The sequence below is a fragment of the Pseudomonas shirazensis genome, from assembly GCF_050496565.1.
Classification (GTDB): Bacteria; Pseudomonadota; Gammaproteobacteria; order Pseudomonadales; family Pseudomonadaceae; genus Aquipseudomonas; species Aquipseudomonas shirazensis_A.
In genome coordinates, this window is the sequence record NZ_JBNWAE010000023.1 from 46,521 (window position 1) to 56,913 (window position 10,393).

8 protein-coding genes and 2 tRNA genes are annotated in these 10,393 nt (G+C 64.1%); 6 read left to right on the forward strand and 4 right to left on the reverse strand.

The genetic code is table 11. The features are described from left to right. Positions 1-307 precede the first annotated feature (307 nt). From map to ACQZ2L_RS23625, 3 genes are all read left to right on the forward strand, one after another. Positions 308-1,099 carry a type I methionyl aminopeptidase gene (gene map / locus ACQZ2L_RS23615; RefSeq protein WP_430328098.1) on the forward strand — a complete coding sequence of 264 codons (792 nt, stop codon included), beginning with the start codon at positions 308-310 and terminating at the stop codon, positions 1,097-1,099. Positions 1,100-1,208: 109 nt separating this feature from the next. After that, a complete protein-coding gene (locus tag ACQZ2L_RS23620; RefSeq protein WP_430328099.1) occupies positions 1,209-1,901 on the forward strand; it encodes a DUF1266 domain-containing protein in 693 nt (230 codons plus the stop codon). Beyond that, a complete protein-coding gene (locus ACQZ2L_RS23625; RefSeq protein ID WP_430328101.1) occupies positions 1,898-4,570 on the forward strand; it encodes a molecular chaperone DnaJ in 2,673 nt (890 codons plus the stop codon). The genes ACQZ2L_RS23620 and ACQZ2L_RS23625 overlap by 4 nt, the downstream gene beginning before the upstream one ends. A 49-nt stretch (positions 4,571-4,619) precedes the next feature. Here the strand turns inward: ACQZ2L_RS23625 and ACQZ2L_RS23630 are convergent, their stop codons facing one another. From ACQZ2L_RS23630 to ACQZ2L_RS23640, 3 genes are all read right to left on the reverse strand, one after another. Beyond that, positions 4,620-6,326: an Hsp70 family protein gene (locus tag ACQZ2L_RS23630; protein ID WP_430328102.1), complete on the reverse strand. Its 1,707-nt coding sequence runs from the start codon at positions 6,324-6,326 to the stop codon at positions 4,620-4,622. 156 nt (positions 6,327-6,482) lie between these two features. Continuing rightward, a tRNA-Asp gene (locus ACQZ2L_RS23635) sits at positions 6,483-6,559 on the reverse strand. A 13-nt stretch (positions 6,560-6,572) separates the two neighbouring features. Further along, a tRNA-Val gene (locus tag ACQZ2L_RS23640) sits at positions 6,573-6,648 on the reverse strand. A gap of 206 nt (positions 6,649-6,854) precedes the next feature. Here ACQZ2L_RS23640 and rdgC point away from each other — a divergent pair. The 3 genes from rdgC to sugE all read left to right on the forward strand — a co-directional run bounded on the left by rdgC (position 6,855) and on the right by sugE (position 9,244). Continuing rightward, positions 6,855-7,772: a recombination-associated protein RdgC gene (gene rdgC, locus ACQZ2L_RS23645; protein ID WP_430328103.1), complete on the forward strand. Its 918-nt coding sequence runs from the start codon at positions 6,855-6,857 to the stop codon at positions 7,770-7,772. Between the two features lie 73 nt (positions 7,773-7,845). Next, on the forward strand, positions 7,846-8,811 hold the full coding sequence (locus ACQZ2L_RS23650; RefSeq protein ID WP_430328104.1) for a bile acid:sodium symporter family protein: 966 nt from the start codon (positions 7,846-7,848) through the stop codon (positions 8,809-8,811). A 115-nt stretch (positions 8,812-8,926) separates the two neighbouring features. Then, entirely contained in the window at positions 8,927-9,244 is a 318-nt protein-coding gene (gene sugE, locus ACQZ2L_RS23655) for a quaternary ammonium compound efflux SMR transporter SugE (protein WP_101321713.1), read from the forward strand. A gap of 560 nt (positions 9,245-9,804) precedes the next feature. Here the strand turns inward: sugE and pgaD are convergent. After that, positions 9,805-10,290 (reverse strand): poly-beta-1,6-N-acetyl-D-glucosamine biosynthesis protein PgaD, encoded by a 486-nt coding sequence (gene pgaD, locus ACQZ2L_RS23660; protein WP_430328105.1) that lies wholly within the window; start codon positions 10,288-10,290, stop codon positions 9,805-9,807. Between the last annotated feature and the right edge of the window lie 103 nt (positions 10,291-10,393).

The window sequence follows — 10,393 nt, forward strand, 5'->3', positions numbered from 1 at the left end:
TGATTGATCGCCGTTGATCAGTGGGGCGTGTTGTGGATGGGGTGTAGCAGGGACTGTGCCAGGTCTGGGGTTTTGAGGTGAACCTTGGGGTCGCTTTGCGGCCCTTTCGCGACACAAGGCCGCTCCTACAGGAGATCGGCGCTGGTGAAGACGGGTGGTGGTGAGTAAGCCGATGCATTGCTTGCGGGGGGGGTTCGACTCGTGTTGGTGCACGCGTCCCCATCCTGGGGCACGGCGCTGCGGTGGCAAGGCTGGGGGCCATGGGGATATGCTGCAGCCTGATTCAAGCGAGGTCTTAGAAGCGCCAATGTCCCAAGTCATCCTCAAGACACCTGAACAACTCGAGCTGATGCGCCGCGCCGGCCAGTTGCTGGCCAAGGTATTCGCCGAGCTCGACGGTTTTATCCGTCCCGGCATAACGACCATGCAGATCAACGACCACGCCGAGGCGTTCATCGTCCAGACCCTGCGCGCCAGGCCGGCCAGCAAGGGCCAGTACGGTTTCCCCTATTCGCTGAACACTTCGGTCGATCACGTCGTCTGTCACGGCATGCCCAAGGCTGACGAAGTACTCGCAGAAGGCTCGATCGTCAACGTCGACATCACCCTGGAACAAGGCGGCTATATCGCCGACTCGTCGAAGATGTACCGCATCGGCGCGATCAGTGCTGAAGCCGAGCGGTTGGTAGAAACCACTTATGACGCGCTCTGGCGCGGCATCGAGCAGGTTCGCCCGGGGGCAACCCTGGGTGACATCGGCCACGCCATCCAGAGCACTGCCGAAGCGGCCGGGTACAGCGTGGTACGCGAATACTGCGGCCACGGCATCGGCCAGCAGATGCACGAAAAACCGGAGATCCTCCACTTCGGCCAACGCGGCATGGGCATGAAGCTCAAGCCGGGCATGGTCTTCACCATCGAGCCGATGATCAACCAGGGCGCGCGCGGCACCCGCGAGCTGAAAGATGGCTGGACGGTGATCACCCGCGACGGCGCGCTGTCGGCGCAGTGGGAGCACACCGTTGCGGTCACCGCGGACGGTTATGAAGTGCTGACCCTGCGCGAGGAAGAACGTCTGGCCGGAAAAACGGTCAGCTGAAGCGCCATCCCGAGCAGGCCATTTGCCGCCGCGCTGGCCGCTATTTACAATCGCCACCCGCAAGGCCGGCCGCCCTCCCCTGTTCTGCGCCGGCCCAGGAGTCCGTGTCATGGAAGAAACCGCGCAGCATTGGCTGCATGCCTTGTCCGCACCGATGGCTGCCCTCAACGGCGCCAGCTACACCGCGCCGGACTATCACGAGGGCGACGACCAGAGCGACCTCGAACGCTGGTGGGGCATCAGCAACCGTGCGCAGTTGCTGGATATCCTCGGCATGGCTGACAGCGGCCACGCCACCGAACTGTCCGAAGCCTACTGGCAGTTCCAGCGCTGTTTGCCCAGCCAGTGGCAAGCGCTGCTCGAACGCCTGCCCGAACGCGACCGGATCAAGTACCAGTACGCCGCCCGCACCTACCCTGACTGCGGCCCCGGCGGCACCCGCGCCTGGGACCTGGGGCGGATGAGCTTTCTGCTGCGCGCCGGGCTGAAAAAGTCCTATATCACCGCCGAAGAAAGCCTCTACCTGCACTACCGCCTGGCCTTGCGTGCCCGCCATTACTACAACAGCTGGGACGCCTACCTGGCCGGCTACCTGTTCGGCAAGGCGCTGTGGAACGTCTCTGACAGCAGCGACCAGGCCCTCGCCGCCGAACTCGAGCGCCAGGGCAGCGAGCACTGGAACCGCTGCATCCTGCTCAACCTGCGCCTGGGTGCCAGTGAGCTGCTGGCCAGCCTCAGCTGGGACTTGCCATTACCCGAACCGGAACGCCCGGCATCGCTGGAAGAGGACTGCTGGTCATGAGTTGCTGGATACGCCTTGGCCTGGAACCGACCCAGGATCTCAATCTGATCCGCCAGGCCTACCGCGGCCTGCTGCCTGCGCATCATCCGGAAACCGACCCGCAAGGCTTCCAGGCGCTACGCGAGGCCTACGAACAAGCGCTGCTTCTGGCCCGCGAAAGCGAGGCCGACGCGGCGCCGGTCGTCGAAGCCGAAGCCGAAGCCGAAGCCGAAGCCGAAGCCGAAGCCGACGAGATGTCAGCCGCCTTGCGCGGTTTTCACCGGCTGCTGGAAGAGCCCACCCTGCGTTTCGATCCGGCCGCATGGCAGGGCTACATCGTCGAGCTCGACGAACTGCCGTTGGACGAACTGGAACAACTGAGCTGGCAGCTGCTGCATGAACTGCGCAGCTGCGGGCCGATTTCGCACCGCTGCGCCGGCCTGCTGGCACAACGCCTGGGTTGGGCTGAACAGTTGCTGCGCCTGCAAGACCCGCAGGAGGTCGAAGCATTTCTCCAGCGCCTGAACGAACCCGATCCGTTCGATACCGCCCTGATGCGCGACTGGCCACCCGCTGCGCAACTGGAGACGTTGTGGTACTTCCGCAGCCTGGAATACTGTTTCAATCAGCGCCCGCTGTTCGAGTACGAGCAGTTTGTGCAGGCACACACCTGCCTCGCCTTCCCCAACGACGAAGCCCTGCTGCAACGCCTGCTGGTTCAGTTCTGCCAGGCCGGGATCGGCAGCCAGACCCTGCACGCGCAGGTGCTGCAGCAACTGCAACAGGCGCCCGACGATGGCGACCTGCTGTACCTGCTGGCGCGCCAGGCCGAGGCGCTTGGCGCCGAACAACAGGCACTGGACTGCTGGCTGCGGCTGTGGCGCGAACATCGCCACCCGCAGGCCGAGCGCTGGCTGCTCAACCTCTGTTCACGCCACCAGCCGCAGCGCTTGCCGCTGCTGATCCAGGCGTTCGACCTGCAGACCCCGCGCGACAGCTGGCCGGCCGACCTCGCCGACCCGGCGCAGGCCTGGGGTAGCCCGTCGCAGAGCCCGCAGACTTTGTCGCGCTGGCTCGAAGCGGCGCGGCTTGAACTGGGCGACATTGCCGCGACCTTTATCGACTGGCGCCTGGACGGTGACGACGAATTGCCGCTGCTGGCCTGGCTGCTGCAGGAGCAGCCGGACGCAGACTTGCAGCGCTTGTACTGGCTGGCCTGGGCCCTGCAACGCGGTGAGGCCGAGCTGCTGCGTCTGGTAATCGCTGAGCCAGCGCGGGAGGACACTCTCGATAACCTGATCCTGGAAGGCTTGCAGGCGCAAGCGGCGCAGCAGTTGCGCTGGCTGGAGCAGTCGCCGGTGGTACAGGCACTAGTGGACCTCTGCGCAGCCAATGATCCACGCGCGCAGTTGCCCGAAGCGCTGCACGAGGATGCCATTCGCCCGATCTGCCGCGAATGGCTGCGGCGTATGCGGGTGTATCCCGAGCACGCCCTGCATGAACTCAACAGCCAGTTCGACATGCGCCGCATGTTCACCCGGCCGTTCGCCCTGCAGACGCAGGAAGCCCTGGCCGCCCATGGCGCGCCGCTACCAGCGCCGGCAGCAGGCGAATCCCTGTGGGCCTGGCACCGTCAGCAGCTGTTCATGCTGGCGCTGTTCGACCAGCCAAGCCGCTGGCTGGCCTTGATCGACCCGCAACTGCCTGGGCAACTGCACTACCCTGCCGAGCACCCGTTCGCCGCCCTGCACAGCGCGTTGTTGCAGGCCATCGCCGGGCCACATGGCAGCAGCGATGTGCTGGCTGCGCTGGATTACAACGAACCGCTGCAAGGCCTGCTCGCCAGCCGCGTGCTGAGCCTGCGTACGGCGCTCGACAGCAGCCGCCTGCCCACCGCTGCGCAGTTGCTGACCTGCCTGGAAAACGAACCGGCAGTGCTCGACGATTACCCACTGGGCAAAATGCTGTTCTGCGCTGTGCTCTATCACGATCGCAGCCTCGACGAGGCCCAGCGCACCCGCCTACGTGATCGCCTAGAGGCGCTGTACATCGAGGACTATTGGTACGAGCCATTACGTCGCAGCCTGGTGGCCGGCAAGTGCACACATCCAAGCGGGCAGCTATTGCGTAAACAAGGCATGGCCAGCGCCCCGTTCAACGACGCCCTGGATGCCCTCGACAGCCTGCTCAATGACTGCGCACCGCCGAAAACGCGGTTGTTGCGTAGGTTGCAGAAAGCCAAAGACAACGTCGACCTCGACCCCGGCCTGCGCTGCGCGATCATGGCCCTGTTGGGCTGGACCGAACGCATGCTGCGCAACAACAGCAAGCAGGTGGCGGAGCCGATGTGGGCGGTGTGGAAGCTCAACAGCCGCCTCGACCGCAAGGGCTTCGGCCTGCATCTGTTGGCGGTGATCGCCTGCGGCAGCCTGATGACCTTGCTGCCGGCGATGGCGGCGCCGATGGTGCTGCTGATGGTCAGCGCCATGCTGCGGCGCCTGCGCGACCTCGGCCAGGGCGTACCGGTGCTGATCCTGCTGGTGGTGCTCAGCCGGGTGCTGCCGGTGGTGCCGCTGATACTGTTGAGCCTGCCAGGCGACAAGCTGCCCAACCGCTATGGGCCAGTGCCGGGCAAGGCAGCCGATCTGGAGGGTGGCTTGCAGGCCGCCTTGCGCCGGATGAACGGCTGAGCCGTCACCCTGTTCAAGGCAAAGGGCCGCAGTGCGGCCCGGGTCAACTTCAGTAACGCAGCTCGTCCAGCGCCTGGCTCAATTGCTGGCGTTGGCGGCTGATCTCACTGGCCTGCTGCCCCGCCAACACCCCATTGAAGGCATCCAGCCAACTGCCGATCAGCTCGCGCTCATCGCCCAGGCTCTGCATCCAGGCCCGCTCCAGCCGCGCCAGCAGGGTGCGGTTGGGCAAGGCGTCGCGTGGGTGAATTTTCAGCCGCGACAAGCGCTCATGACTGGCCTGGCGCGCGTCCTGATCCAGCCCGGTCGGGCTGCGGTCGATGCTGTGGCTGTGTTTGAGGCCGGTTTCGATGAAGGTCACATCGACTTCGAGCAAGCCGTTGATGTCGTAGCTGAAACGCACATCCAATGACTGGATCTGCCCGGTCGGCTGCAGCGGGACCTCGAAACTGTCGACCAGAATATTGTCGCGCACCCAGGGCCGCTCGCCCTGATACACCGCGATACGCACGGTTTTCTGCTCGGGATGAGTGCTGTAGAAGCGCTCGACCCGCGAGGTGGGGATCACCGTGTTGCGCTCGATGATCGGCGAAAACGCGCCGGCGCTCTGCTCGCCCCGCTGCGAGGCAATACCCAGGGTGTACGGGCAGACGTCGGTCAGGATCAGCTCGTCGATGGCCGCATCGCGTGCCTTGCAAGCCGCCTGGCTGGCGGCGCCGAGGGCGACGATGGTGTCTGGGTCCAGGTGCCGGTACGGCAGCCGGCCAAACAGCTTGGCCACCAACTGCTGCACCTGCGGCATGCGCGTGGCGCCGCCGACCAGCACCAGGCTGTCGAGCTCCTTGGGGCTCAGGCGCGCATCGCGCAGGGCCTGCTCGATCGGTGCGCGCACCCGCACCAGCAACGGCGCCCAGATGCCCTGCAGCTTGAGTTCGTCGAGCTGCCATTCGCGGGCCTGGCCGTCGCCTTGCCAGGTCAAGGTCCATTGGCCCTCGCCCAGCGCGTGTTTGAACTGATCGATGGCGTCGTGCAGGCTGGCCAGCGCCTGTGGCTCGAGTTGTTCGAGCTTGAGCCCCCAGTCGCGCAGGCATGCCAGCAACAATGCGTCGGTAAAGTCTTCACCGCCCAGATAGTTGTCACCGGTGGAGGCATGCACTTCGATCAGCGGCAGCGCGTATTCCAGCACGGTCACATCGAAGGTGCCGCCGCCCAGGTCGAACACCAGTGTGCGCTCGAACTTCTGTTCGTGCAGGCCGTAGGCCATGGCTGCTGCGGTTGGTTCGTTGATCAGCCGCTGCACCTTGAGCCCGGCCAACTCTGCGGCAAACACCGTGCGCTTGCGCTGCTCGTCACTGAAATAGGCCGGCACCGAGATCACCGCTTCGCTGACCGGGCAGCCCAGATACGCTTCGGCATCCTGCTTCAAGGCACCCAGCACCAGCGCCGACAGTTCTTCGGGGGTAAAGCGGTGCTCGCCAAGTTCGAAGCGCTTGTCGCTGCCCATAAACCGCTTGAAGGCAGCTGCGCTGCGCAGCGGGTGGGTGGTCAGGCGGGCTTTGGCGGCTTTGCCGACCAGAATACTGCCATCCTCATCGACGCTGACCACCGATGGCGTCAGTACGTCGCCGAGAGCGTTGGCGATCAAGTGGGCCTGGCCATCCTGCCATACGGCGATCAGGCTGTTGGTGGTGCCCAGGTCGATACCGAGCAAGGGCGCCGCAGCGGCGGGCGTTGGAGAGGTACTGGCATCCTGCATGGTCGGTCTCTTGCGTGCAATGAAGAGCCGGAGCACAGCCTGCTGGCCGCGACCGGCGGACAAGGCATTCTGACGCAATGCCAGAAACAAAAAAAGCGACCCTAAGGTCGCTTTCTCTGTCGCTTCAAGGTGTTCAGTGGGCCTTGAAGCTCAATATGGCGCAGCGGACGGGACTCGAACCCGCGACCCCCGGCGTGACAGGCCGGTATTCTAACCGACTGAACTACCGCTGCGCTATACATCGAGTGGTGGGTGATGACGGGATCGAACCGCCGACCCTCTGCTTGTAAGGCAGATGCTCTCCCGGCTGAGCTAATCACCCTTCGTCTCGGTGTGGCGCGCATTCTACGGAGGACGTACCACCCTGGCAAGCACTTTTTTCAAATAATTTTGCAGGCCTTTCAAGGACCTAGCGCAATCACGCTTTTATTGACCATTAACCGCCTGATGGCCCTCTGACAGGGTTGGCCGCATGGCCCCACTCGGAGAATAATGCCCGCCTTATGCATTAAGGAGAGATCTACCCCCATGTGGTTCAAGAACCTGCTGACCTACCGCCTGACCCAGGAAGTCCCATTCGAGCCTGAGGCACTGGAAACTGCCCTGGCCAGCAAGCCGGCCCGTCCGTGCGCCAGCCAGGAGCTGACCACCTATGGTTTCGTCGCGCCGTTCGGCAAGGGTGAAGACGCCCCGCTGGTGCATGTCAGCGGCGAGTACCTGCTGATTGCCGCGCGCAAGGAAGAACGCATCCTGCCCAGCAGCGTCGTCAACGACGCGGTCAAAGAGAAAATCGAAGAGATCGAGACCGAGCAGATGCGCAAGGTCTACAAGAAAGAACGCGACCAGATCAAGGACGAGATCATCCAGGCCTTCCTGCCACGCGCTTTCATTCGTCGCTCGATGATCTTTGCCGCCATCGCCCCACGCCAGGGCCTGATCCTGGTCAACTCAGCCAGCGCCAAGCGCGCCGAAGACCTGCTGTCGACCCTGCGTGAAGTCATGGGCTCGCTGCCGGTACGTCCGGTCACCGTGAAGGCTGCGCCTAGCGCGACCATGACCGAGTGGGTCACTTCGCAGGCGGCTCAGGACTTCCACGTCCTGGACGAGTGCGAGCTGCGTGACACCCACGAAGACGGCGGTATCGTCCGCTGCAAACGTCAGGACTTGAAAAGCGACGAGATCCAGCTGCACCTGGGCAACGGCAAGGTCGTCACCCAGCTGGCCCTGGCCTGGCAGGACAAGCTGTCGTTCGTGCTCGACGACAAGACCGTGATCAAGCGCCTGAAATTCGAAGAACTGCTGCAAGAGCAGGCCGAGCAGGACGGCGGTGAAGAAGCGCAGCAGCAGTTCGATGCGAGCTTCCTGCTGATGATGATGACCTTCAAGGAATTCCTGCCGGCGCTGTTCGAAGCGCTGGGTGGTGAAGAGATTCCGCAAGGCGTCTAATTGCGGCCTGGGGTTGCCCGCGCAGCCCCATTTGCATCGACTGGCTACTTAATAGAAGAACAAGGATTGCCCCATGCGTGCCCTCGCCGCCCTCGGCCGCTTCGTCGGCAACACCTTCGCCCTTTGGGTATTACTGTTTGCCTGCCTGGCGTTCCTGCAGCCGCAATGGTTCATCGGCCTGAAGGTAGCCATCGTGCCGCTGCTTGGGCTGGTGATGTTCGGCATGGGCCTGACCCTCAAACTCGACGACTTCGCCGCCCTCGCCCGCCAGCCCTGGCGGGTTGCGCTGGGTGTGGTCGCGCATTTTGTGATCATGCCGGGCATGGCCTGGTTGCTGTGTCAGCTGTTCCATCTCCCGGCAGAGATCGCCGTCGGTGTGATTCTGGTCGGTTGCTGCCCGAGTGGCACGGCCTCGAACGTGATGGTATGGCTGTCCAAGGGTGACCTGGCGCTGGCGGTGGCGATCGCGGCGGTGACTACGCTGCTGGCGCCGCTGCTGACACCTGCGCTGATCTGGTTCCTGGCCTCGGCCTGGTTGCCGGTTTCGTTCATGGACATGTTCTGGTCGATTCTGCAGCTGGTGATGCTGCCGATCATCCTCGGCGTGCTCGCCCAGCGCTTGCTGGGGGCACGGGTGCAGGCTGCAGTGCAGGTGCTGCCGCTGGTTTCGGTGGTGAGCATCGTGATGATTGTCTGCGCAGTGGTTGCGGCGAGCCAGGCGAAGATTGCCGAGTCGGGTTTGTTGATCATGGCGGTGGTGATTCTGCATAACAGCTTTGGCTATTTGCTTGGCTACCTCACCGGCAAGCTGTGCAAGTTGCCGCTGGCTCAGCGCAAGTCACTGGCGCTGGAGGTGGGCATGCAGAACTCGGGGCTGGGCGCGGCGCTGGCGGCGGCGCATTTTTCGCCGTTGGCGGCGGTGCCGAGCGCGTTGTTCAGTGTGTGGCACAACATCTCTGGGGCGCTGCTTTCAACCTGGTTCCGGCGTATGCAGGAACCAGGGGAGACGCAGGCCGAGGTCAGGCCTGAGGCGCACTGACCTTGCCTTGGTAAATGCACTTGTGCAATATAGTGCACACGTGAGGACGACCTCACCACGCACTGCGTGATCAGCCTGGGGACGGCCCCATCCTTAATACGATGGAGACTCACAGATGTCCTGGATCATTCTGTTTTTCGCCGGCCTGTTCGAAGTGGGCTGGGCGGTGGGCCTGAAATATACCGACGGGTTTACCCGGCCGTTGCCTACGGTGCTTACCGTGGGGGCAATGGTGATCAGCCTTGGCTTGCTGGGGTTGGCCATGAAGGAGTTGCCGCTGGGGACTGCTTATGCCATCTGGACTGGGGTGGGAGCAGTGGGCACGGTGATTGCCGGGATCATTCTGTTTGGGGAGTCGATGGCTTTGATTCGGCTGCTTAGTGTGGCTTTGATCATTACTGGGTTGGTGGGGTTGAAGGTTAGTGCTAGCTGACTAGATTGCTGGCGCGTGGGGGCTTATCCGGTTGCTGTGGTGGCAGGTCGGGCCCCTTTCGCCCTTACGGCGAGTCACTTTTTTGGCAAACGCCCCAAAAAAGTAACCAAAAAAGGGCTTGCTCCTACATACGGCCCCTCCGCTGCGCTACGGGGTTCCCTCGCTCCGGTCTTGCTCCCGGGAGGACCGCGCTGTACGGGCCTCCTGGCCCGCAGCGCTTGCCGGCCATCCATGGCCGTCACCTCCCTTCGCAAGACCTGCGCTCGGCCTCCTGAAGTCGCAGGTAGATCAAGATCAAAAGCAGATCAAGATCAAGGGCACGCCTCGCTGCGCTGGCGCAGATCAAAAGCGAAGGTCAAAAGCGTGGGTCAAAAGCGTGGGTCAAAAGCTGGGGCCGCTGCGCGACCCTTGGCGGGGGGGGGGGGGCGCCCGGCCCGCCGGGCGCGGGGGGGGTTGGCTGTGTGGGGTGTGGGGGGGCGGGGGGGGGGGGGGTTTGGATGGGTAGGGGGCGGGCGCCGCCGCCGGCCCCCCCCACGACCGGTCGGCCAACCCCCGCGCGATTACCGGTATGCGACCGCCAATGCCCCCGCGGTGACCCGTACCGGCCGCGCGTGCTCGTCCATGTGCAGCGTCACCGACTTGCCATCGGCCAGCGACGCGGCCACCGCCACGCTCGCGCCGAGGTCGTGCGCCCTCTCCTCGCGGGTCACATCGTCATGCGGCAGCCGGCGCTCCTTGCCGGTGAACCGCATGCGGTTGTACTCGGCCCAGGCGATCAGCAGCGCCGCGCAGCACACCAGCATCACCGGCAGCGCGATCACCACGAACGGATCGACCGTCTGCTTCTGTTCGTACAGCTGCGCCCACGCCATCCGCCCGCCGAGCAGCCACGAGATCAGCGTGACCAGCGGTGCCCACAGGTAGAAGTAGAACGCCCAGAAGGCGATGGTCACAAAGCCCCAGGCGGTGCGCTGCAGGCGCGGTTGCTGGCGCGGTTTCTGGATCAGCCGCGAATCGAAGCGGCGGGTGGATTTGACGGTGTTCATCGGATACCCCGGTCAGGACTGACCCAGACCGCGCGCTTGCCACGACGTTTGAACAACGTCTTGGGGAACGCCACCAGGGTCGTGAACAGACTGATGAGCCAGT

Excerpts from the sequence above, each read along its gene's own strand:
- map (WP_430328098.1), top strand. The coding sequence starts at position 308 with ATGTCCCAAGTCATCCTCAAGACACCTGAACAACTCGAGCTGATGCGC.
- ACQZ2L_RS23620 (WP_430328099.1), top strand. The coding sequence starts at position 1,209 with ATGGAAGAAACCGCGCAGCATTGGCTGCATGCCTTGTCCGCACCGATG.
- ACQZ2L_RS23625 (WP_430328101.1), top strand. The coding sequence starts at position 1,898 with ATGAGTTGCTGGATACGCCTTGGCCTGGAACCGACCCAGGATCTCAAT.
- ACQZ2L_RS23630 (WP_430328102.1), bottom strand. The coding sequence starts at position 6,326 with ATGCAGGATGCCAGTACCTCTCCAACGCCCGCCGCTGCGGCGCCCTTG.
- rdgC (WP_430328103.1), top strand. The coding sequence starts at position 6,855 with ATGTGGTTCAAGAACCTGCTGACCTACCGCCTGACCCAGGAAGTCCCA.
- ACQZ2L_RS23650 (WP_430328104.1), top strand. The coding sequence starts at position 7,846 with ATGCGTGCCCTCGCCGCCCTCGGCCGCTTCGTCGGCAACACCTTCGCC.
- sugE (WP_101321713.1), top strand. The coding sequence starts at position 8,927 with ATGTCCTGGATCATTCTGTTTTTCGCCGGCCTGTTCGAAGTGGGCTGG.
- pgaD (WP_430328105.1), bottom strand. The coding sequence starts at position 10,290 with ATGAACACCGTCAAATCCACCCGCCGCTTCGATTCGCGGCTGATCCAG.